The organism is Arthrobacter sp. DualSoilB13 (assembly GCF_055389195.1).
This window is the reverse complement of the sequence record NZ_AP035865.1, coordinates 908207-928320: the sequence shown is the minus strand read 5'-3', so window position 1 is coordinate 928320 and position 20114 is coordinate 908207. Positions and strand designations below refer to the sequence as shown.

At 60.0% G+C, this 20114-nt stretch carries 26 protein-coding genes; 16 read left to right on the top strand and 10 right to left on the bottom strand.

Annotated features, from left to right (window positions below; genetic code table 11):
- Both ACZ5J0_RS04455 and ACZ5J0_RS04450 read right to left on the bottom strand, forming a co-directional pair.
- Positions 1-891 carry an amidohydrolase family protein gene (locus ACZ5J0_RS04455; protein WP_464094261.1) on the bottom strand — a complete coding sequence of 297 codons (891 nt, stop codon included), beginning with the start codon at positions 889-891 and terminating at the stop codon, positions 1-3.
- Between the two features lie 2 nt (positions 892-893).
- Positions 894-1844 carry an SDR family NAD(P)-dependent oxidoreductase gene (locus ACZ5J0_RS04450; RefSeq protein ID WP_464094260.1) on the bottom strand — a complete coding sequence of 317 codons (951 nt, stop codon included), beginning with the start codon at positions 1842-1844 and terminating at the stop codon, positions 894-896.
- A 139-nt stretch (positions 1845-1983) separates the two neighbouring features.
- Here ACZ5J0_RS04450 and ACZ5J0_RS04445 point away from each other — a divergent pair, with 139 nt between their 5' ends.
- The 7 genes from ACZ5J0_RS04445 (at position 1984) to ACZ5J0_RS04415 (ending at position 6926) form a co-directional block, all read left to right on the top strand.
- On the top strand, positions 1984-2442 hold the full coding sequence (locus tag ACZ5J0_RS04445; RefSeq protein ID WP_142936508.1) for a MarR family winged helix-turn-helix transcriptional regulator: 459 nt from the start codon (positions 1984-1986) through the stop codon (positions 2440-2442).
- Positions 2443-2559: 117 nt separating this feature from the next.
- Positions 2560-2778 (top strand): hypothetical protein, encoded by a 219-nt coding sequence (locus ACZ5J0_RS04440; RefSeq protein ID WP_142936509.1) that lies wholly within the window; start codon positions 2560-2562, stop codon positions 2776-2778.
- A gap of 481 nt (positions 2779-3259) precedes the next feature.
- The gene (locus ACZ5J0_RS04435) at positions 3260-4006 is read left to right on the top strand and encodes a DNA/RNA non-specific endonuclease (RefSeq protein ID WP_160147610.1); all 747 of its coding nucleotides are present in this window, start codon (positions 3260-3262) and stop codon (positions 4004-4006) included.
- Between the two features lie 212 nt (positions 4007-4218).
- The gene (locus ACZ5J0_RS04430; RefSeq protein WP_223941935.1) at positions 4219-4647 is read left to right on the top strand and encodes a hypothetical protein; all 429 of its coding nucleotides are present in this window, start codon (positions 4219-4221) and stop codon (positions 4645-4647) included.
- Positions 4648-5116: 469 nt separating this feature from the next.
- Positions 5117-5761, top strand: coding sequence for a hypothetical protein (locus ACZ5J0_RS04425; RefSeq protein WP_142936512.1), 645 nt, complete (start codon positions 5117-5119; stop codon positions 5759-5761).
- Between the two features lie 126 nt (positions 5762-5887).
- The gene (locus ACZ5J0_RS04420; RefSeq protein WP_142936530.1) at positions 5888-6268 is read left to right on the top strand and encodes a DNA/RNA non-specific endonuclease; all 381 of its coding nucleotides are present in this window, start codon (positions 5888-5890) and stop codon (positions 6266-6268) included.
- A gap of 10 nt (positions 6269-6278) precedes the next feature.
- Positions 6279-6926: a hypothetical protein gene (locus ACZ5J0_RS04415; RefSeq protein ID WP_142936531.1), complete on the top strand. Its 648-nt coding sequence runs from the start codon at positions 6279-6281 to the stop codon at positions 6924-6926.
- Positions 6927-6967: 41 nt separating this feature from the next.
- On the opposite strand, the gene ACZ5J0_RS04410 is transcribed toward ACZ5J0_RS04415, so the two are convergent.
- On the bottom strand, positions 6968-7210 hold the full coding sequence (locus ACZ5J0_RS04410; protein ID WP_223941934.1) for a hypothetical protein: 243 nt from the start codon (positions 7208-7210) through the stop codon (positions 6968-6970).
- On the opposite strand from ACZ5J0_RS04410, the gene ACZ5J0_RS04405 reads away from it, so the two are divergent.
- From ACZ5J0_RS04405 to ACZ5J0_RS04395, 3 genes are all read left to right on the top strand, one after another.
- On the top strand, positions 7097-7453 hold the full coding sequence (locus ACZ5J0_RS04405) for a DNA/RNA non-specific endonuclease (protein ID WP_223942598.1): 357 nt from the start codon (positions 7097-7099) through the stop codon (positions 7451-7453). The two genes, ACZ5J0_RS04410 and ACZ5J0_RS04405, sit on opposite strands and share 114 nt — an antisense overlap.
- Positions 7450-8091, top strand: a complete 642-nt coding sequence (locus tag ACZ5J0_RS04400; protein WP_142936513.1) for a hypothetical protein — start codon at positions 7450-7452, stop codon at positions 8089-8091. The genes ACZ5J0_RS04405 and ACZ5J0_RS04400 overlap by 4 nt, the downstream gene beginning before the upstream one ends.
- 479 nt (positions 8092-8570) lie before the next feature.
- The gene (locus ACZ5J0_RS04395) at positions 8571-9215 is read left to right on the top strand and encodes a hypothetical protein (RefSeq protein ID WP_142936514.1); all 645 of its coding nucleotides are present in this window, start codon (positions 8571-8573) and stop codon (positions 9213-9215) included.
- Between the two features lie 245 nt (positions 9216-9460).
- Here ACZ5J0_RS04395 and ACZ5J0_RS04390 read toward each other — a convergent pair whose 3' ends face one another.
- Positions 9461-10333 (bottom strand): hypothetical protein, encoded by an 873-nt coding sequence (locus ACZ5J0_RS04390; protein WP_250821598.1) that lies wholly within the window; start codon positions 10331-10333, stop codon positions 9461-9463.
- Positions 10334-10435: 102 nt separating this feature from the next.
- Between ACZ5J0_RS04390 and ACZ5J0_RS04385 the strand changes: the two genes are divergently transcribed.
- Complete coding sequence (locus tag ACZ5J0_RS04385) at positions 10436-11167, top strand: DUF72 domain-containing protein (protein WP_250821597.1); 732 nt, start codon at positions 10436-10438, stop codon at positions 11165-11167.
- A 2-nt stretch (positions 11168-11169) separates the two neighbouring features.
- On the opposite strand, the gene ACZ5J0_RS04380 is transcribed toward ACZ5J0_RS04385, so the two are convergent.
- Entirely contained in the window at positions 11170-11631 is a 462-nt protein-coding gene (locus ACZ5J0_RS04380; RefSeq protein ID WP_105694033.1) for a GatB/YqeY domain-containing protein, read from the bottom strand.
- 573 nt (positions 11632-12204) lie between these two features.
- A complete protein-coding gene (locus ACZ5J0_RS04375; protein ID WP_464094259.1) occupies positions 12205-13482 on the bottom strand; it encodes an NAD(P)/FAD-dependent oxidoreductase in 1278 nt (425 codons plus the stop codon).
- Positions 13483-13614: 132 nt separating this feature from the next.
- Here ACZ5J0_RS04375 and ACZ5J0_RS04370 point away from each other — a divergent pair, with 132 nt between their 5' ends.
- The 3 genes from ACZ5J0_RS04370 to ACZ5J0_RS04360 are packed head-to-tail and all read left to right on the top strand — an operon-like array spanning position 13615 to position 15823.
- Positions 13615-14391 (top strand): histidine phosphatase family protein, encoded by a 777-nt coding sequence (locus ACZ5J0_RS04370; RefSeq protein ID WP_250821595.1) that lies wholly within the window; start codon positions 13615-13617, stop codon positions 14389-14391.
- On the top strand, positions 14369-15298 hold the full coding sequence (locus ACZ5J0_RS04365) for an NAD(P)H-hydrate dehydratase (RefSeq protein ID WP_464094258.1): 930 nt from the start codon (positions 14369-14371) through the stop codon (positions 15296-15298). Before ACZ5J0_RS04370 ends, ACZ5J0_RS04365 begins: the two co-directional genes overlap by 23 nt.
- Before the next feature lie 18 nt (positions 15299-15316).
- Positions 15317-15823 (top strand): hypothetical protein, encoded by a 507-nt coding sequence (locus ACZ5J0_RS04360; RefSeq protein ID WP_223941927.1) that lies wholly within the window; start codon positions 15317-15319, stop codon positions 15821-15823.
- Here the strand turns inward: ACZ5J0_RS04360 and ACZ5J0_RS04355 are convergent.
- The gene (locus ACZ5J0_RS04355) at positions 15820-17484 is read right to left on the bottom strand and encodes a RecQ family ATP-dependent DNA helicase (protein ID WP_464094695.1); all 1665 of its coding nucleotides are present in this window, start codon (positions 17482-17484) and stop codon (positions 15820-15822) included. The two genes, ACZ5J0_RS04360 and ACZ5J0_RS04355, sit on opposite strands and share 4 nt — an antisense overlap.
- 123 nt (positions 17485-17607) lie before the next feature.
- Positions 17608-18228 carry a dihydrofolate reductase family protein gene (locus ACZ5J0_RS04350; RefSeq protein ID WP_142936521.1) on the bottom strand — a complete coding sequence of 207 codons (621 nt, stop codon included), beginning with the start codon at positions 18226-18228 and terminating at the stop codon, positions 17608-17610.
- Between the two features lie 102 nt (positions 18229-18330).
- On the opposite strand from ACZ5J0_RS04350, the gene ACZ5J0_RS04345 reads away from it, so the two are divergent.
- Both ACZ5J0_RS04345 and ACZ5J0_RS04340 read left to right on the top strand, forming a co-directional pair.
- Positions 18331-18564, top strand: coding sequence for a hypothetical protein (locus ACZ5J0_RS04345; protein ID WP_142936522.1), 234 nt, complete (start codon positions 18331-18333; stop codon positions 18562-18564).
- Positions 18565-18767: 203 nt separating this feature from the next.
- Positions 18768-19421: a DedA family protein gene (locus tag ACZ5J0_RS04340; protein ID WP_142936523.1), complete on the top strand. Its 654-nt coding sequence runs from the start codon at positions 18768-18770 to the stop codon at positions 19419-19421.
- Between the two features lie 9 nt (positions 19422-19430).
- Here the strand turns inward: ACZ5J0_RS04340 and ACZ5J0_RS04335 are convergent, their stop codons facing one another.
- Both ACZ5J0_RS04335 and ACZ5J0_RS04330 read right to left on the bottom strand, forming a co-directional pair.
- Complete coding sequence (locus tag ACZ5J0_RS04335; RefSeq protein WP_142936524.1) at positions 19431-19883, bottom strand: Clp protease N-terminal domain-containing protein; 453 nt, start codon at positions 19881-19883, stop codon at positions 19431-19433.
- Between the two features lie 8 nt (positions 19884-19891).
- On the bottom strand, positions 19892-20095 hold the full coding sequence (locus tag ACZ5J0_RS04330; RefSeq protein WP_024819718.1) for a helix-turn-helix domain-containing protein: 204 nt from the start codon (positions 20093-20095) through the stop codon (positions 19892-19894).
- Between the last annotated feature and the right edge of the window lie 19 nt (positions 20096-20114).

Here is a 20114-nt window from a genome sequence, read left to right as displayed (position 1 = left end):
TCAACCACCCAACCCGAGCAGCCTGACTGCGTTGTCCTTGAGAATCTTCGGTCGGACTTCGTCCTTCAACGGCATGTCCGCGAACGCCCTCAACCACTTTTGCGGGGTGATCAGCGGGAAGTCCGTTCCGAACAACACCTTGTCCTGGAGAACAGAGTTGGACAGCCGAACCAGGGATTCCGGGAAGTACTTGGGCGACCACCCGGAGAGATCGATGAACACGTTGGACTTGTGCGTTGCGATCGAGTTCGCCTCGTCCTGCCATGGCACCGAGGGGTGGGCCATGATGATCTGCAGCCCGGGAAAATCAGCTGCCACGGCATCCAGCAACAGCGGATTCGAGTACGCCAACTTGATCCCGTACCCGCCCGGAAGACCCGCACCCATGCCGTTCTGGCCTGTATGGAAAATGCATGGCAGCCCCAACTCCTGGAGCGTCTCCCACAACGGGTAGAACGCCTCGTTGGACGGGTCGAAGCCCTGCAGCGAAGGATGGAACTTGAAACCCCGGGCACCCAGCTCCACAGCCTGGTGTTTTGCCCTCGCGATCGCGTCCTCCCCCGTCCGCGGGTCAACGCTGCCGAAAGGAATCAGCACATCATTGTTCCGCGCAGCTCCGGCAATCAGCTCGGGGATGCTGTTGGGCTCATGCTTGAGCTGGGTCCGGGCGTCGACGGTGAAGACGACGGCGGCCATGTTCAGTTCGCGATACACCTCGGCGATCCTGTCCAGCGAGGGGGTCCGATCCTCGGACTTGAAGTACTTCGCCGACGCTTCCGTCAGCGCGTCCGGAAGCGAGCCGTGCCCGCAGCTGTCCACTTCGAGGTGGACATGCATATCGATGGCATCCAGGGCAGCGGCGTCGATGCCGAGCTCGTAACGGTCGGCCATGATCAGCGCGCCTGCGAAGGGACAGCCACCGGCTCGGGCCGGAGTTCCTCAGGCAGCGGCAGGAATTCCTCGCCGAAGCTCTGCAGCGCCTGCGGACCAAACAGCGAGTCGGCATTTTCCTGCAGGGCCTCGTAGCTCCAGCCGCCATCGCGGTACTCGGTGGTGGCCGCCGTCGGGTGCGTCCAGACTTGCAGCCGGTCGCCACCGGCACCGATTGCCTGGCCGGTAATGCCGGCAGCCGCATCAGAGGCGAGGAAGGCAATCAGCCCGGCGACGTCGTCGGCCGTTCCAAAACCAAGATCGTGACGGAAGAACGACGGCATTGCCTCGCCACGCTCATCGGCCTCGACGGCCTTCTGGAAGTAAGGGACCGTCTTGGTCATGGCGGTGGCGGCCACCGGAATCACGGAGTTAACCGTCACGCCGGCCTTCTTCATCTCCAGAGCCCAGGTTCGGACCATGCCCACGATCCCGGCCTTGGCAGCGGCGTAATTAGTCTGTCCGAAGTTGCCACGCTGCCCGGTGGGCGAGCCGATGGTGATGATCCGGCCGGCGATGCCGTTCTCCTTGAAGTACGCGAAGGCCTCGCGAACGCAAGTGAACGTCCCTTTCAGGTGCACGTTGATGACCAGGTCAAAGTCCTCGTCGGTCATCTTGAGAATGCTCTTGTCCCGCAGGATACCGGCGTTCGTGACCAGGATGTCCAGCCGACCGAAGGCTTCTACAGCACCTGCAACCAGGGCCTTCGCGGCGTCAGTGGTGCCCACCGGGACCACCACAGCGGTGGCGCGTCCGCCGTCGGCCTCGATCTGGGCGACAGCGTCCGCAGCGGTCTGGGCGTTCACGTCGTTAATAACGACGGCGGCACCCTGGCGGGCGAGCTCCCTCGCGTAAGCGAGTCCAAGACCCTGTCCACTCCCGGTGACGATTGCAACCTTGCCGTTCAAGCTCATGGCGTGCTCCTTCGCATGCAGTAACCGGCCTGAGCCGGTGAGGCCGATCCCACTGCATCGTGAGATCCTTGTCATGATCAATGAGAATACGGATCATTGAAAAAGTCAACGATTGTTTTTCATTACTATTGGAGTTGTCATGGGCCCGCAAAGCACCGAAGTGGAAACCCCGCGCCTGGCCGCAGCAAAAATCGGCAGCGATGTGGGCCTGTTGCTGGCCAAACTGCACGCCACAGGATCACTGCTCAACAACAAAGCCCTGGCCGACTACGGCCTCCGCGAGCGATCATTCTCCGTGCTGACACTCGCATGCAGCGGCTTGGAACCCACCCAACGCGAGCTCGCCGATTTCCTTAGCCTGGATCCGAGCCAAGTTGTCAGCCTGGTGGACGATCTGGAGCACCGCGGACTGGTCAAACGAGCCCAAGGCAAGCAGGACCGCCGGGCAAAGATCATCGTCTCCACCACTGAGGGCCGCCGGATCCACAACAAAGCGCGGGCCGGGCTCGAAGAGTGTGAGCGGACGCAGCTCGCGGCACTCAGCGAGGAAGAGAACACGCAGCTGAGGGCGCTGTTGAAGAAGGCACTGTGGGGCTAGGCTCGGGGCCGCACACCTGAACCGCGGCGGCTCGATGGACATCTGCACAGCAGCCCCCGGCTACCGTATGCATCTGTCCATATCAGCATCCGGCCGCTTCTGTCAGGATCGGAAACTATGAGCTTCCCTCTTTTCCACGATCCCCTGCAGGGCGCCGTCGCCGTTGACGCACCTGTCCGCGATCCTCAGGTCCACCGCCAAAGCCGCACTAACAACAGGCCGGCTCGCCAAGCCACACATGGATCCAAGCCTGTCCGCACCTCCCGGCAGCGAGAGGTAGCTAAGGTTGCCGAAGACCTTCAGGCTCTGATGGCGCGGACCCCAGGCAGACACTAGCTAACCCTCAGTGCCCGTAAGTCGCTGCGCAGGTTGGATAGTATCCAGACGAGTAGTCGCCTTTTGAGGGGCTGAACCGTGAGCTTACACATCTGGTACCTGGTGGATCTTTCTGCATCTTCAGCGGAAGCGGACAGTGCCGTCCGTCGGCTTCAGGAATGGCTGGTAACCACCGGATGGGTGGGTGCCGAACGGGAGTCCGATTGGGTGGAGGGTCTTTGCCTGACACCCGGACCGCGGGCCCTTGAGCGAGGGCTCGCAAAGGGAACCAGCAATTTGACCCTGATTCATGACCGGGATGGTTACTCCATGGGAGAGAATTTCGGCCCTCCCCCCTGCCCTGCCTGTGGGGAGACGCTGGATGAAGACATCCTGTTTGACGCTTATAGCGACTGGGCCGCCACCGACTGGACACTTGAGACGCAACCCAGCGTCTCCTGCGACGCATGCGGGGAAGAGAAACCGGTGGTGGACTTCGCTGATGAGCATTCCCGAGTGGCGCACGGCAACCTCGCCAGCCAAGACCGGGCTGGAACCCAACACCTTGTACATCGTGGACAACCGCACCAAAATGCCAGATTCCAGCGGCGGCCTCACGGACGACAGTCTTGAACGGTTCTATACGGATGCCACAGGCCGGGTCGAACGCGTAGACACGTACGCTGGCGTCAAGGGTGCCTGGTCCGTTGAATTGAACAAGCGGATGCCCAATGTCACCTACAACGTCGTCGCGAAAACCGACGGTGGCTTGGAAAACCACTTCACGATCATCACCGATGACTTCGCCAAGCCCAAGAGCGTCGAAGCACACATCACCGGGTTGCTCAAAGGCGACATCAACCGCAGCGCATGGCAGCAGATACTGGCCGGTATCCGTGTAGGCGGTCGCGGCTACGAGGGCGGCCACATCATCGCGTCCCTCTTCGCAGGACCAGGAGAAGGCGCCAACCTCATGGCCCAACTCATGTTCCAGAACCGCGGACACGGAACCCCCAACGTACCCGCCAACACCCTGGCGTTCTACCAACTCGAACGAGAGCTGATGACCAAGGCCCTTCACCGCGTCGACACCGGACAACCCCTAGACTTGCGTGTAAAGGTAGAAGCCGTCCCAGGACCAAAACCCGGGCTGCCCGACAGGGTGGACGTTACATTCCGGTTCGACGCGGAGACATCAACGACTCGCCGTTTTCCGAATTTGCCCATGGAGCAGAAGGAGTCACTTTGAGCAGCAGCGAAATCATTTCCAGACCCTCCGTGCTAGTAGGCCTCACCCGGTTGAGGAGCGAGACCTTCAGCGAAGGCGCCCTGGGATTCGGTGCCCAAGAAGTTATAAGTACCTCGGTCATTCATCAGGCCTGGTCCCAACAAACTGAGACAATCTTGCGAGACGGTGTTTGGGGACCGCGTAGCTTCTCCTTGGAGTTTTCCCGCGAGTCCATGATTGATTGGCTAGAGGAAGTCCGCCGCGAGTCGTACGTCCTAGGCTTTGGAACGTGGACCAGCTGCAAGGTCTATCTCTATCCAGATTCGGACGGCAGACTTGAGGTCTTCGACGTGGAACTCCTCAGACCCGCCCACGAAACAACCATCCCTGATCGTCCGGCGGACGCACTGACATTGTTCCAGGACCTCAAAGCGTTCCCACGCACGCTAGACAACATCCCGCAGTGGATGTGGACGGTGTTCCGCGCCGAAGGCATCACACCCCCTGTCTACAACCCTCAACTGCAAACAGTCGAGTGGGCCAACAAACGCCTACCCGTCGCCGAAACCGGCACCGACTTCTCCGCCCAGCCTGAAATCATAGACCCATCCAAAGAACCAGGTGTCTTCGCGAAAATCAGCCGGAAGCTCTTCGGCAGCTAGGCTTCAATACGGACACGAACGCGCCCTGTCCGCACCAGTACGGTCACCCAGGGCAGCCGCGATCCAAGTTTTGTGAAGAAGCGGAGCTGCGTAAGCCGCCGTCGAGGCCCCACAATCTGTTGGGCCGCTCAAATGCGACATTAACCGCAGCGCCTAGCGGCAAATACTTGCCGGCCGCCGCTTCGGCGGACACGAAGGCGCTAGCCTCCTGGCCCAACTCATGTTCCAAAACAGAGGCCACGGTACCCCCAACACCTTGGCCTTCTATCAACTCGAAAGAGACCTCATGACCAAGGCCCTCCACCGCGTTGACACCGGACAATCCCTAGACTTGCGTCTGAAGGTAGAAGCCGTCCCAGGACCAAAGCCCGGCCTGCCTAGCAGCGTGGTAGTCAGAAATCGGTTCGACTCAACAGAGGAAATCGAAATCAACAGATTTGATAATTTGCCTGATACGGAAGAGTAGAAATTGCCACAAGCATTCAGACTTAATTCTCCGCAAGTAGCGACAGGACTTGAACGATTACACAAGGAGGCCTTCTCGCCGAGCGGAGCTGGCTTTGTTGCTGATGACATCAAGATATCGGCAGTACTGCACGCAGGTTGGTCCCGGATGACAGAGGCCACCTGGCTTCGGGGAGTGCCTCAGAGTCAGGACTTTTCGGTAACTTTTTCCGAAGAGGCTACCACCAATTGGATGTACGAGCTGAGACGTTCGTCCTATGTCGTCGGCCAGGGTACTTGGACGATCTGCGTCATACGAGTTTCACAATCGGGTGATAATTACATCGAAGTTTTCGATGAGGAAATTATACGGCCCGAGAAGCCCACTAAAATCCCGGACCGGCCGGCGGACGTAAAGACATGGGCCCGCGACCTTAAAGCTTTTCCGAGGACAATAGACAATATTCCGTCCTGGATGTCGGAGATATTTCGAGCTGAAGGAATTATCCCTCCCATCTACAATCCAGAGTTCCAGTCTGTGGACTGGAAGAACCGTCGCAGGCAAGTTACCGACCGAGGAACTGATTTCAGCATAGAACCGGTCGTCATTGACCCCACACTGGAACCAGGCGTCTTCGCGAAGATCGGCAAAAAACTCTTCGGCGGATAGCCAGCACCAACGCCGGACGGAGCGCCCGTCAGCACTAACACAGTCACAAAGAGCAGCCGCAATCCAAACTCCCCGAAGAAGCGGAGCCGCGTACGCCGTCGTCGAGGTTCATCTGCTCGAGGCGACATCAACCGCAGCGCATGGCAGCAGATACTGGCCGGTATCCGTGTAGGCGGTCGCGGCTACGAGGGCGGCCACCTCATCGCGTCCCTCTTCGCAGGACCAGGAGAAGGCGCCAACCTCATGGCCCAACTCATGTTCCAGAACCGCGGACACGGAACCCCCAACGTACCCGCCAACACCCTGGCGTTCTACCAACTCGAACGAGAGCTGATGACCAAGGCCCTCCACCGCGTCGACACCGGACAACCCCTAGACTTGCGTGTAAAGGTAGAAGCCGTCCCAGGACCAAAACCCGGTCTGCCCAGTGGACTCAAAGTGTCCCATTCGTTTGACAAGGACTTGATTCAAGATGATTTCTTCCCAAATCTTGAGTCCCCGAAATAGTGAGGCCCTGATGCAAGATTCCGTGGTGGATAGCCCTCTAATTCGACAGGGATTAGCTCGCCTCCAGGAGCATACTTTCTCCAAGGCCGGACTAGGCTTCGGCGCACAGGAAGTCATAAGCACCTCGCTGATGTTTCAAGATACATCGAGGCGCTACGTCGATGTTTGCCGCGACGGTCAGTGGGGTGGTCGGGACTGGCAAACCGATTTCCCACCCGAGCTCCTTGACTACTGGCTGATGGAAGTCAGACGTGAACTCTATGTTCCAGGCCTCGGCACATGGAAAACCTTCAGAGTATTCCTTTTCCCGTCCAACGAAGGGCGCATAGAGGCATTCGACTACGAGATTCTGACTCGCGGCATGTTCGGTGATCCGAAAGATTCCACCGGCCCAGCATCAGGGCAGGCCGTCAAGATGGATCTCCTGACATTTCCCCGCACATTAGACAATATTCAGGAATGGATGTGGACTGCTCTGCGTACAGATGCTCAGACGCCCCCGGTGTACAACCCCCAACTAAATACTGTCGATTGGGACAACAAACGCCTCCCCGTCACCGACAGTGGCACGGATTTCTCTGTCGAACCGGAGATTATTGACCCATCCAGGGAACCAGGCGTCTTCGCGAAGATCGGCAAAAAACTCTTCGGCGGATAGCCAGCACCAACGCCGGACGGAGCGCCCGTCAGCACTAACAGTCACAAAGAGCAGCCACAATCCAAGCTTTGCGGTGAAGCCGAGCTGCGTACGCCGTCGTCGAGGCTCACATCACCGGACTGCTCAAAGGCGACATCAACCGCAGCGCATGGCAGCAGATACTGGCCGGTATCCGTGTCGGCGGTCGCGGCTACGAGGGTGGCCACCTCATCGCATCCCTCTTCGCAGGACCAGGAGAAGGCGCCAACCTCCTGGCCCAACTCATGTTCCAAAACCGCGGCCACGGAACCCCCAACTTACCCGCCAACACCCTGGCCTTCTACCAACTCGAACGAGAGCTAATGACCAACGCCCTCCACCGCGTCGACACCGGACAACCCCTAAACTTACAGCTAAAAGTAGAAGCCGTCCCCGGACCAAAACCCGGACTGCCTGAATCGTCAAAGGTCACTCACTGGTTCGGCTCCGGAGAAAAAAGGTCAGAACATTTTCCCGACCTTCCACTTTCCGAGGAGGCATTCGAATGATGATTGGAACACGAATTTCTGGGGTAGAAGTGGTCACTGGTCTTCAAAGACTGCGCGCAGAGGCTTTTGCCGAAGGCGGCCTAGGATTCGGTGCTGAAGAAATCATCAGCACGACCGTGATGCATCGGGCCTGGAGCCGGCGCAGCGAGGACATCCGTCGTGACGGCGTATGGGGCTTCGCCCATAGTTTTCAAGACTTCTCCATCGAGTCCATGGAACATTGGCTCGAAGACATCCGCCGCGAGTCGTACGTCCAAGGTAAAGGCACATGGACCAGCTGCAAGGTCTACCTCTATCCTGACTCGGACGGCAGACTCGAAACCTTCGATTTTGAACTCTTTAGGCCGGACAACGACGATGGAATTCCTGATCGTCCGGCGGACGCACTGACATTGTTCCAGGACCTCAAAGCGTTCCCGAGAACGCTGGACAACATACCGCAGTGGATGTGGACGGTGTTCCGCGCCGAAGGCATCACACCACCCGTCTACAACCCACAACTCAAAATGGTCGAGTGGGCCAACAAACGCCTCCCCGTCACCGAAACCGGCACCGACTTCTCCGCCCAACCCCAAATCATCGACCCATCCAAAGAACCAGGCGTCTTCGCGAAAATCGGCAAGAAACTCTTCGGCTAGACAACACCAACACCTCAAGCAGCCACAATCCAAACTCCCCAAAGAAGCGGAGCTGCGTACACCGTCGTCGAGGTTCATCTGCTCAAGGCGACATCAACCGCACCCCATGGCAGCAGATACTGGCCGGTATCCGTGTCGGCGGTCGCGGCCCCGGGTGGCCACCTCATCGCGTCCCTCTTCGCAGGACCATGCGAAGGCGCCAACCTCCTGGCCCAACTCATGTTCCAAAACAGAGGCCACGGAACCCCCAACGTACCTCCGAACACCCTGGCGTTCTACCAACTCGAAAGAGACCTCATGACCAAGGCCCTCCACCGCGTCGACACCGGACAAACCCTAGACTTGCGTGTAAAGGTAGAAGCCGTCCCCGGACCAAAACCCGGGCTGCCCGACAGCATTGAAGTCACGCACAAGTACGATTCAGAGACACCCATGTTTCACGAGTTTCCGAATTTGCCCTTGGACCTAGAGGAGACATTTTGAGTAGCGGCCAACTTGCGTGGAGCCCGTCCGTAACGTCTGGCCTCCGTCGCCTGCAAGTTGAAACATTCAAAGAAGGCGGCCTTGGCTCCTGCGCCCAGGAAGTCGTAAGCACCTCCGTGATCCATCAGGCATGGTCTCGACGGACAGAGGAAATCTTGCGGGATGGTGTTTGGGGGGCGCGCAGTTTTTCCTTGGATTTCTCACGAGAGGCAATGAGTCAGTGGCTCAAGCAAATCCGCCGCGAGTCGTATGTGCTGGGGGCCGGAACGTGGACCAGCTGCAAGGTCTATCTCTATCCAGATTCGGACGGCAGACTTGAGGTCTTCGACGTGGAACTCCTCAGACTCGCCCATGAAACAACCATCCCCGATCGTCCGGCGGACGCACTGACATTGTTCCAGGATCTGAAAGCGTTCCCGAGAACGCTGGACAACATACCGCAGTGGATGTGGACGGTGTTCCGCGCCGAAGGCATCACACCACCCGTCTACAACCCCCAACTGCAAATGGTCGAGTGGGCCAACAAACGCCTTCCTGTCACCGAAAATGGCACCGACTTCTCCGTCCAACCTGAAATCATAGACCCATCCAAGGAACCGGGTATCTTCGCGAAGATCGGCAAGAAACTCTTCGGCAGCTAACCCCAACCCGGCGAACGGCACAGGCCTCGCCAAGCAAAACCAGCCGTGATCCAGACCTGCGAAAAGGGACGACCGATCATGTGGAGCCGCTACCCACCCAACGATGGCGCCGTCGTCGAAATGTCAATTCGTAAATTACGCGGTGAGGCTGCATAGGGGTCTCGGAGTCCGTCATCGTGGGTCGCTGCCAGCCGGGTCACCCAAAAACAGTGTTTCGCAGGGTCCTTAGCCTAGCGACTGGCGGATTATTTGACGGAGACCATCCGCTGATGTGCCCATCCAGGGAGTGTGCCAAGCTTTCGGATCCGACGCGTTTCACTGAGGCACGCGGCCTTCGTCGGCTCGGTGAGCCATTCCGGTTCTTTGTCGTAATTGAACTCGGTTTGGTAACTCCCGGGATCCGCTGGATTGAGTGTAATGGTGGCCGCGAACCACGTATTGCCTCCGGGGCCGCGCATGATGTTCCTGGCCTCAGACATCTGGTCAGCCAAGTGTGCTGGGACTTCCGTGGTGAACCGCGCCCCTGCCGTTTCGACGTTGAAGACGCATTCGCGATGAGAGCCGATTTCCCTGAATTCCAGCCACGCCGAAGACCACGTCGGCGGGAGGGTGGGGAACAGTTCAACTAGAACCGCGGTGATGTTCTGCATGGCGTCGATGGAGCTATGCAGCCCACCCGGCGCCCCGGCGGAGGATGGTCCGGACCGCGCAACGGCTGCGGGCGTCAGAGGAGCGCGCTGGCGGAAACACCAGGCGGCCGCGACGGCCAGTAAGGGTCCAAGTATGTGCGCAAGGAGGGAGTACATAGGGTCGACGGTGCCTCTTCCTTGGGAGGAAATGGCGCTGACGATGAGCAATAAAACGATTCCAAGACCGATATACCCCTTGGTGCGCCTCGCCCATCTCCTCAAGAAGACGTAAATAAGAAAAGCAAGGAGAAGTGGCGATCCGATAACCCCCAGAAGGATTCCTCCCTGAATGATCGAGCCAATGACCATCGAGGCGAAGGCAGCGAGGGCAAGGACCGGCCCCAGCCATTCCGGTGGAACAGGGCCCGTCACCTTGCGGTCGGGCTGATCATCTGTCTCTTGCGCAGCAGAATTGGCCTGATTCTCCATGGTTCCCCCATCAACCGGATTTGGCCCTCTGAGTCTAGGCCAGCACCGTGAGCCGCCCAAGCCACCACCCTTTCGGCCCAGAATCCCGCTACCATCCACATCATGGGCATCCGCATTGGCACCTCGGGCTGGAGCTACGACCATTGGGAGGACGTGCTGTATCCCCCGAGTCTTCCCGCGGCCAAGCGCCTGGCCCACTACACGGCGCGATTTAGCACGGTTGAGCTAAACGCAAGTTTTTACCGGTGGCCTCGCGATACGTCCTTCGCGAATTGGAGGGAGCGGCTCCCTGCTGGCTTTGCCATGTCGGTGAAAGCGCCACGCGGTCTTACGCACGGCAAGAAGCTCTATAGTCCCGAAGTTTGGGTGGAACGGATCGTCCGCTGCTGGCACGAACTCGGCGACAAAAGGGCTGTACTCCTGGTCCAGCTTCCACCTGATTTTCAACGCGACGACGCCCGGCTCGACTACTTCCTGGCCACGCTTCCGCAGTGGGTTCGCGTCGCCATCGAGTTTCGGCATGACAGTTGGGACCACCCGGACGTCTACGCCCTACTGGAGCGCCGAGGCGCAGCCTACTGCATCATGAGCGGCGCCCATCTGCCGTGCATCCTCCGGGCCACCGCACCCTTCGTGTACGTTCGTCTGCACGGCCCGGACCATGAGCACCTCTACGGCGGCTCATACTCCGATGATGATCTGCGATGGTGGGCGGACCGGATTCGCGAGTGGGACGGCTACGGCAAGGACGTGTACGTCTACTTCAACAACGACGGCGGTGGTAACGCCGTGCGCAACGCTGACACTCTGCGGTGGCTGCTTGGGGTCAGCTGACTCTACGCCAGGCGACCCCGCACGATCTCGCTGACAGTCTTGCCATCAAAACGTCCAGCAACCTTGGCGGTGACAGGCTTCATCACGGCTCCGATGGAACGCATGGACAGCTCCTGGCCATCAGCTTTCAGTGCCTCCACGGCGTCGTCAACGATTGCCTCCACTTCTTCCCGGGTAAGAGCTTTTGGCAGGTAGGCCTCGATGATTTCGGCCTCCGCCACCTCGGCTGCGGCTCGATCTGCCTCGCCCGCCTCGGTGTAGATCCGAGCCGTATCCCGACGCTTTGCGGCTTCCTTCTGAAGCAGCGAGGTGACCTGCGCGTCGTCGAGCTCCACCGGCGTCTTGCCTGACTTCTCACGGGTGGTGATCTCACCCAGCACGTTGCGCACAGTGGTCAACGCAAGCTTGTTGCCCGCCTTCATATGGTCGACGACGTCCGCCTTGAGGCGTTCTTTGAGTGTCATGATGCTCCTTGTTTGGGTTCCTCCTGTTATCTTCCCAGAATGAGTGCATGGGGGATGTTCCGCGGAGCCAAGCCGCGCGTGGTTCGGATGTTCCTGTGGCGCGTGCTCGCCGCACTAGTGCTCGTTGCCGCCGTAGTCGGTTCCTTCATTCTGGTATCAACCCAAATCCAGGTCGCCGCCAGCAGTGTCCACGTTCAGGGAATTGTTACATCCCAAGAAGGTTTCAGACATCGTGGTGAACACTGTGTGTTGGGACTGGGCTTCGAATTCCAAGGACGGCAATAAAACGAAACGTTCGATACCAATTCCACGTGCATAGCGGTTCCGGGACCTGGCTCCCCCGTAACCCTCAGCGTCTATCCGGACGACCCACGCCAGCACCTACGGGTTGTGGGGCACGCCGGACATAGTTGGACTCCGTGGCCAGCGGCCGTGGCGGCCGTGCTGATGATTATCGGTGCGTGTCTTCACCTGCACTGGGCATCTTCGGCATACAAGCAAAGTCGACTGGCGGTTTCTGCCAACCGGGCATCACAATAAACCATTCATTACGAGTAAAACGTCGTGCGGGGCTCAAGTGCTGGGCGGATCCTGCTCCGTTGTTTCCTTCTCAGTGGGCCCGCTAACTACCACCTGTGCAGGGCTGTGAAGGATGTATCCGTTAAGCCAGGAGAACAAAGCCCGGATTTTCTGCTGGAGCCCGGACAAAAGGGCGAGGTGCACCAACAGCCAGGACAAGAAGGCCAGAATGCCTTGGAGTTGGATTCGCTTGCGGCCCAGCTCTGCCACAGCAGCTCCGCGCCCCACCATCGCCATATAGCCTTTGTCGACGTACCGGAACGGAGCGCGGCTCTCGCCCTTGAGGTCCGCGAGAATGTTCTTGGCAGCCCATTTTCCGGCCTGTTGAGCCACCGAACCCAGCTGGGGCAATTTTGCCCCCGTTGAATCGGTGATGTTGGCGCAATCCCCGATGACATACACGCCCTCAACGCCAGGGGCAGTCAGGTCCGTCTTGACGTCAACGCGACCTCCCCTCCCCTGGGTCAAGCCCGAACCGCCAATGAGGTCCCCTGCTTTCAAGCCACCGGCCCACACCACAATTTGCCCGGGCACGGAGCTTCCGTCAGCCAGGGTCACTCCGTCTTTCCGTACCTCCGTGACACCCTGTCCCATGTGGAGTTGAACGCCCACCTTCTTCAAATGATCAGTGGCATAGCTCTGGGACCTGGCAGAGAACATGTTCAGGACTGTGGGCACCATGTCCACCAAATGAACCCTGCAGCGTGCCGCGAGTTCCGGCGAGAAGTACTTGCTCACCACGTATTTAACGTTCTCGGCCATTGCCCCGGCCGTTTCAACTCCGGTGGGTCCGCCGCCCACCACCACTACGTCCACGGACCCGTCGGCGTTTCTGTCGGCCTGGTCCAACAACCGGGTGAGGCCGCTCCCCAGCTTCGTCGCATCTGTGACGGAATACAGTGGGAAGGCATACTCTTCTGCTCCAGATGTATTGAAGAAGTTCGGGACCGCCCCAACTGCAATGACCAGGACATCTGCCCGCAGCGAGCGGCCGTCGGCAGTTGTGATCACCCGCTCCGCGGCGTTAACGGCGTCAACCTTCGAGGTCAGAACTTTGACACTTTTGTAGCGCCGGAAAACGGAACGCAGTGGCCGGGCAATGGCCGAAACCCCAATTTGCGAGGTTGCCACTTGATAGAGGAGCGGCTGGAACTGGTGATAGTTATTTGAGTCGATCAGCAAGACACGAATGCCCTTGCGGCCCAGCTCTTTTGCAGCTGCAACGCCCGCGAATCCGGCACCGACAATGATGACTGGGTATGAGTCCTCCATGCGAGCAACTTACTGCACTCCCAGTTCCCACAACAGAGGCTTGTGATCACCGTCGAGCGTTTATCCTCTGTTCCTGTGGGTACGCAGTGGGTAGTGTTCTGCATTGGGCAACGCACACGGAAGGGTGATCTTGTGAACGAGGACGGGCTGACGGACGCGGTGCAGGAAGCGGGAGCCGTTGAGTTGCTCCTGATCCGGCACGGCGAGAGCGAAGGCAACGTGGCCGCAACAGAGGCTCGTCTGGCTGGAGCCGAAGTCATTGACGTTCCAGCCAGGGATGCTGATGTGAATCTGTCGAGCACCGGGCAGGACCAGGCGAAGGCCCTGGGGACGGCACTCGCCCGGATCGCCGAAGAACTCCGACCGGATGCCATTGTCTCCTCCCCCTACGCAAGGGCCCTTCAGACGGCGGAAATCGCCGTTGAGACAGCCGGCTGGCCTGTGAAAGTGCTTACTGATGAACGTCTCCGGGACCGGGAGCTGGGCATCCTGGACCGGCTAACACGTTTGGGAGTAGAGACCCGATACCCGGACGAAGCAGAGCGGCGGCTATGGCTGGGCAAGCTGTACTACCGGCCGCCAGGCGGTGAATCGTGGGCTGACGTCGCTCTCCGTCTGCGATCCATCCTGGATGAGCTCAACACCCTGGGATCAGGGCAACGAGTGATGCTGGTCTGCCACGACGCCGTCATCCTGCTGGTCCGTTACGTTTTGGAGGGCATGTCCGAGCAGGAAATCCTTGACCTTGCGGCCACCACATCGGTGCTGAATGCTTCCATCACCCGGTATGTCCGTCCCTCGGGCGCAGGTCCCTGGCAACTGGAGAGCTTCAATGTTGCTGACCACCTTGCGGAGCAGGGTGTCACCGTCACGGAACACGCAGGAGATGCCAGTGTCCATCCACAGTGATAGCCCCGCACCAACACTGGTGACGCCCTCGCTTCTGCGCGACTGGCCGTTGCCCGCCCCCGGAGAGGACAAGTACTCGCGCGGTGCAGTGCTGGTGATCGGTGGAGCACGTGCCACTCCCGGCGCGGCGTTGCTGGCCGGCACCTCAGCCCTACGTGCCGGCGCCGGAAAGATCACTTTGGCAGTGGCCGAATCCGTAGCAGTCCCCGTGGGAGTGGCACTCCCGGAATGCGGTTCCGTGGGCATGCCCGAGAACCCGGAAGGGTCCGTCACCGGGGAAGGACTCGACAGGATCTCGTCCTACCTGGATCGGGCTGATGCCGTGCTGATCGGCCCTGGCCTGGACGATCCGGACCTCGCCGAATCGCTGCTGCGAGCGCTGCTGGAGCGGGAGGAATCCCACGAGGCGGCCAACGACGGCGGTGCTCCCGCCATCGTTCTTGACGCCTTCGCCTTGGGCGGCTTGGTAAAGATTGAGGAAGACTTGGGGCCGTGGCGCGGCCGGCTGATCCTTACACCGAATCCGAACGAAACCGGATTTCTTCTGGGCAGAGACGTGGAGGACCTGGAAACCGACGTTGCTGAGGTCGCTCGCCGGTTCGATGCGGTGGTGAGTTGTCAGGGTTTGATCGCCGGACCTGGCGCCGCAACAGCAGACGACTCGCCGCTGTGGAAGATCACCACTGGTTACGGCGGACTGGGCACGTCAGGCAGCGGCGATGTTTTGGCAGGGGCCATCGCGGGGCTCCGTGCGCGCGGGACCAGCGATGCTCAAGCTGCTTGCTGGGGCACGCACCTTCACGCCGCCGCTGCCGACCGCCTGGCCAGCAAGCTCGGCCCGCTCGGGTTCCTGGCCAGGGAGCTCGCCGACGAACTGCCCGCCCTCATGCTGGAGCTCAATACCTGATACGAATAGGCTGCCTGCATGGGGACCAAAGGAAGCAGCACACAAACATCGCGCGTCATCATCAGCATCGTTGGGCTCATGGCAATCGCGGCCTACGGGCTCACCGCAGCGTTGCAGATCCTCGTGTGGAATCCGCTCGCCGCTGTTCCGGGCGCCACGCTGGACGAAATCCACGAAGGATTGGCCCGACGCAACGAGTCAATCTCCTTGGTGGCAGTTTTGACGTGGACGAGCGTCGGAACGCTTCTTGCTCTGGTTGTGGTCCTGCTGACGGCAACCCGGGTTATTTCACGGCTGAGAACAGTTGTAATTGTCCAACTCTTGATTCTGGTGCTCGGCGCACCCATGTATTTCTTTGCATCTTTCTCCGCCGGTATGGCCTTGGCAGACGCCTTCTTCATATCCGGTGGTGACTACACTCCATGGGGCGGTCTGCTGGGCCTGCTCAGCGCGGCAGCTCTGATCTGCACGCTGATGGTGGTGATCTTTCGTGGAAGGCCCGGGATGCGCACGGCCCGCACCTAAGCCGGCTTCAGCAATTCATGCTCGACGACGGCGGTACGGGACAAGGTCTTGTAGCCTTCCTTTTCGAACAGAACAGTCATGACGTCGTCCTCGTGCCTCATCACCAAACCGGGACCCCACTCTTTGTGGATCACGGTGGACTGCAAGGGGAACTGATTCTCCGCGGGTGAGGCGGGCTGGCCGACGCGAACCGACCCGGCGGCGTCGGGCGTTTCCGCGCAAGCATCGCAATTGCCGCAGGGCCGCGGCAGATCCTCCCCGAAGTAGCCCAAAAGGAACTGGCGACGGCAGCCGTCCGTCTCCGCGTAGCCACGCATCATGGTGAGCCGGGACTGGTCCACGCGTTGACGCGCCTCAGCCAACCGGGCGGCTCGCTCTACCAGTGCGGTCGGCTTGGCTTTGGAACTGAGCCGGATGCCGCGCTTGCCGGTTTTCACGGCGCCGGCTTCCTCCAACTGGTTCACCAACGCTGTAACCCGGCGGGCAGGGAAGCCGGTGAGCTCCGCCAGGGCGGTTTTGGGGGCAGGTGCGCCCGCGTTCTTAATGACTTTCAGCACGGCCATGAGCTCCTTCGCGTCCGGGGCATGGGTGGCAAAGAACTTACGCAGCCCAAGGTCCTCGGCACGGTAATGCAGTGTCGCAGCGGCCGGTTCGCCGTCCCGGCCCGCGCGGCCGATTTCCTGATAATAAGCGTCCAAGGACTCCGGAATATCTGCGTGCACCACGAACCGGACGTTGGGTTTGTCGATCCCCATGCCGAAGGCTGTTGTGGCAACCACTACCTCCAGCTGGTCATCCAGGAACTGCTCGTGGATGCTCTCCCTGTCAGTGTCGGAACGTCCTGCGTGATAAGCCTCGGCCCGCAGACCTTGATCTTTTAGCTTGGCCGCGTACTTCTCGGTGTCCTTGCGGGTAGCGGCATAGAGCAGCCCCATGCCCGCGGCCTTGGCCAAGGCGATGACCTGCTCCACTACGGCTTTCCGCTTGCCTTTGTCCTCTTGGTGCCGGACAACGTCGAGGCTGATGTTGGGGCGATCGAAGCCACGCACCAGGACCAGCGGTTCCGTCATGCCCAACCTCTTGACGATTTCCTCACGCACGGGTGGGGACGCAGTTGCGGTCAAGGCTATGACCGGCGGGTTACCCAGGCGCTCGCGGACGCTGCCTAAGTCGAGGTAGTCCGGGCGGAAGTCATGCCCCCAAGAGGATACGCAGTGTGCCTCGTCCACTACGAACATGGTGATGTGCAGCGTGGCGATCCGGTCCACGGTTTCCTGCTTAGCCAATTGTTCGGGTGCGAGGAACAGGAATATCGCCTTTCCGGATTCAATTGCCTGCCACGCTGCCTCCACCTCCGAAGCACTGAGGGAGGAATTGATGACGACGGCGGCGCCCTCGCCCAGGTCCTCATTCAGCCCGTCCATTTGGTCTTCTTGCAAGGCAATAAGTGGAGAAACGACGACGGCGGGTCGGCCCGTTGTGTTGTGAAGGTGCAGTGCTGCGACTTGATAGGTAGCGGATTTTCCGTACCCGGTAGGCATGACAGCGAGGACATCACGACCCTCGACGACGGCGGTCATACCTGCGAGTTGTCCGTCGCGCAGCTCAGGCAAAGAAAAGGAAGTGGCCGCCAGGGCGGTCAGGGCAAGGTCATCGGACATGAAGATGTGGCTCCGCGTTGTGGTTCCTGCGGCCACTTGCATCAGCCGAGGTGACCAGCCTAGCGCGGGCGAGGCCCCGCCGTCGTACGCTGTATGCCCGGTTGTGGATAACCTGGGGTGACGTTAGCGCAGATCCCGGGACCGCACCTGATAGCTCAGGTGGGTTACGCGTGTTCCTGGGACGATCACGGGATCGTCCAGCACGAACTCCGCGCCAAGGTCACCGAACCAACGAATGCCACTTCCGAGCAGCACGGGCACCAAATCAACCCGGAGTTCGTCCACCACACCGAGGCGCAAGCACTGCCGTGCCACGTCCGCGCCGGCAACACCTATCTCCTTGCCCGCCGCGAGGTGCGCCGCACGCTCCAGGGCCGATCCCAGGTCCCCAACGAATTCGAACGGGACAGTCTGGCCGTCCCGCCGGACCGGCGGCCAATCCGAAGGAGGTTCGCGGTGCGTCAGGACGACGGTGGGCGACTCATTGGGCGGGTGACCGCCCCACCCCCTCGTCAGATCGAAGATCCGCCTGCCGCAGATGAATGCACCCTCCCTTGGGAGTGATCTCCAGTAAGCGGCATCGGCTTCGCTGAGATGAAACGGCACGGGGTGACCCGGCATCCATGTTTCAACGGGTCCGGCCTCGTACCAGTCGAAGAGCGGTCCGACTCCGTCATCATCCCGAGCGATGAATCCGTCAAGGGACATGGAAAACTGGGCTGAGACGCGGCTGTTCCTGTACATGAAATCAGTGTTGTGGCACCGCCGGGCTTGTCAAGCACACTGCCCGGAAAGGTGGTAATCAGGCTACTTACCAACGGTGATTAAGGTGCCTATGCTTGGGTTATGGAGCCCACTTCAGCCATCCTTCTTGTGCTTATTGGCGTGGTTGTCTGGCTCGCAGCCACCATCCTGCCATTGGCCCTGCTCCCCTCCTCGCGCGCCGAGGAAGAGCACAAGCCCAAGGCTCGCCACCCCCGCCATCCGAGGGGCGAGCCGCGCACCATCCATCGGTTCCGACCATCCTCACTGAAGGTCCGATCCGGGCACCACGCCCGTATTCGGCCGCACGGCGCCTAGGCAGTTGAGCTCCGACGCGGCGCCTTTGTTGCAGTGCAGTTACCAGCGTAAAAAACCTCTTTACATTGTTTGTTGCCGGAGGGCGTAGATGGGCATAGCGTTGAGGTGGAAGCCCAGTGGTCCCCCATCACTGGGCTTCTCTTTGTCACCGTCAATTTCCGCGCCAGGTCTTTTCGAAGCGTCCGTCATGAAGGGAGATCAACCTGATCAGCTTGCTCACGGCGACCGCTGCAGCCGATGAACTAACCGGGATTGTGGGGGTGGCCGCACAGGTAATCGAAGCCCTCGGCGAATGGGGCGTCGGCTTGTTGACGCTCCTGGAGACCGTGTTTCCGCCCATACCCAGCGAGGTGATCCTCCCACTGGCCGGGTTCCTTACCCAGCAGGGTGGCATGAACCTGATCCTGGTCTTTGTCACCAGCACACTTGGCGCCTACGCCGGAGCGATGCTCCTGTACTGGCTGGGTTACAAGGTGGGGCAGGAAAGGGCCATCAAGCTGCTGTCAAAACTGCCGTTGGTTGATCGGGAAGATTTCGAGAAAGCCGCTGGATGGTTCGAACGCCACGGCAAGTCAGCGATCTTCTTTGGCAGGCTGCTTCCCGGGGTGCGCAGCCTCATTTCCCTCCCGGCAGGTGCTGAACGCATGAACCTCGTGACGTTTAGCATCTTTACTGTGGCTGGCACGGGCTTGTGGAACGCCCTGCTCATTGGAGCGGGAGCACTGCTCGGCAAGCAATACCACTTGGTTGATCAGTATTCGCGATTCCTCAATTACGCCGTCTACGCAGGGCTTGCCGCGTTCGTCGTGTGGCTCATCATCCGGAGGGTCAAGAAGCGCAAGGAAAGCGCCCGGTAGAGAGCCCCTTCACCGGAGTCGGGCTCGAACCGTCGTTTTGTCCACCTTGAGTTCTTCGAAGAGAGCAGACACAGGATCGTGTTCTTCGCGATCCAGAAGCGCCACAAGAAGGTTTGACGTTGTGATCTGCCGGGACTTCTGATCCATTGCCTGTTTCACCATGTTGGCCATCACTTCCTTGGCGCCCGAACTAAACGGCGGCTTCCTCCCCTTGGTTGGCATCGTGACCCCCTTAAGGTTCCTGGTTTCCAGCCCGATAGCCTTCAGCGCAGCGGCATCCAACCGGGACGCCGCTTTATGAGCATCGTCCAGAGTGATGCCAAGGACCGCGGCGGGTTCCGGTTCATGAAGCGCCCCCAAAAGCAGGTGCTCCGTTCCCAGTCGCTTGTCGCCCCTGCCTCGGGCTTCTTCCATGGCGTACCCCACAATCCTGCGGGTATCACGGGCAAATTGTTCAAACATGGCTCAACTCATTCCCTGTATTTTGCGTGCACTGATTGTCGTGAGACACCCAAGGCATCACCGATCTGCTCCCACGTCCACCCCTGCTCACGGGCCGCCCGCACGTGGACCGCCTCAACCTGCTCGGCCAGGCGGTGAAGGGCTCCCACTGCGCGTAGGCCCACGGCGGGGTTCGTCGAATGGATCTGCTCGGATAGATCATCAGCTTCCATACCTGTCAGGCTAGACTGA

Excerpts from the sequence above, each read along its gene's own strand:
- ACZ5J0_RS04445 (WP_142936508.1), top strand. The coding sequence starts at position 1,984 with ATGGGCCCGCAAAGCACCGAAGTGGAAACCCCGCGCCTGGCCGCAGCA.
- ACZ5J0_RS04450 (WP_464094260.1), bottom strand. The coding sequence starts at position 1,844 with ATGAGCTTGAACGGCAAGGTTGCAATCGTCACCGGGAGTGGACAGGGT.
- ACZ5J0_RS04330 (WP_024819718.1), bottom strand. The coding sequence starts at position 20,095 with ATGGAAGCTGATGATCTATCCGAGCAGATCCATTCGACGAACCCCGCC.
- ACZ5J0_RS04335 (WP_142936524.1), bottom strand. The coding sequence starts at position 19,883 with ATGTTTGAACAATTTGCCCGTGATACCCGCAGGATTGTGGGGTACGCC.
- ACZ5J0_RS04400 (WP_142936513.1), top strand. The coding sequence starts at position 7,450 with ATGATGATTGGAACACGAATTTCTGGGGTAGAAGTGGTCACTGGTCTT.
- ACZ5J0_RS04440 (WP_142936509.1), top strand. The coding sequence starts at position 2,560 with ATGAGCTTCCCTCTTTTCCACGATCCCCTGCAGGGCGCCGTCGCCGTT.
- ACZ5J0_RS04360 (WP_223941927.1), top strand. The coding sequence starts at position 15,317 with ATGGGGACCAAAGGAAGCAGCACACAAACATCGCGCGTCATCATCAGC.
- ACZ5J0_RS04365 (WP_464094258.1), top strand. The coding sequence starts at position 14,369 with ATGCCAGTGTCCATCCACAGTGATAGCCCCGCACCAACACTGGTGACG.
- ACZ5J0_RS04350 (WP_142936521.1), bottom strand. The coding sequence starts at position 18,228 with ATGTACAGGAACAGCCGCGTCTCAGCCCAGTTTTCCATGTCCCTTGAC.
- ACZ5J0_RS04430 (WP_223941935.1), top strand. The coding sequence starts at position 4,219 with ATGATTGATTGGCTAGAGGAAGTCCGCCGCGAGTCGTACGTCCTAGGC.
- ACZ5J0_RS04345 (WP_142936522.1), top strand. The coding sequence starts at position 18,331 with ATGGAGCCCACTTCAGCCATCCTTCTTGTGCTTATTGGCGTGGTTGTC.
- ACZ5J0_RS04435 (WP_160147610.1), top strand. The coding sequence starts at position 3,260 with ATGAGCATTCCCGAGTGGCGCACGGCAACCTCGCCAGCCAAGACCGGG.
- ACZ5J0_RS04355 (WP_464094695.1), bottom strand. The coding sequence starts at position 17,484 with ATGTCCGATGACCTTGCCCTGACCGCCCTGGCGGCCACTTCCTTTTCT.
- ACZ5J0_RS04375 (WP_464094259.1), bottom strand. The coding sequence starts at position 13,482 with ATGGAGGACTCATACCCAGTCATCATTGTCGGTGCCGGATTCGCGGGC.
- ACZ5J0_RS04455 (WP_464094261.1), bottom strand. The coding sequence starts at position 891 with ATGGCCGACCGTTACGAGCTCGGCATCGACGCCGCTGCCCTGGATGCC.
- ACZ5J0_RS04390 (WP_250821598.1), bottom strand. The coding sequence starts at position 10,333 with ATGGAGAATCAGGCCAATTCTGCTGCGCAAGAGACAGATGATCAGCCC.
- ACZ5J0_RS04415 (WP_142936531.1), top strand. The coding sequence starts at position 6,279 with ATGCAAGATTCCGTGGTGGATAGCCCTCTAATTCGACAGGGATTAGCT.
- ACZ5J0_RS04380 (WP_105694033.1), bottom strand. The coding sequence starts at position 11,631 with ATGACACTCAAAGAACGCCTCAAGGCGGACGTCGTCGACCATATGAAG.
- ACZ5J0_RS04385 (WP_250821597.1), top strand. The coding sequence starts at position 10,436 with ATGGGCATCCGCATTGGCACCTCGGGCTGGAGCTACGACCATTGGGAG.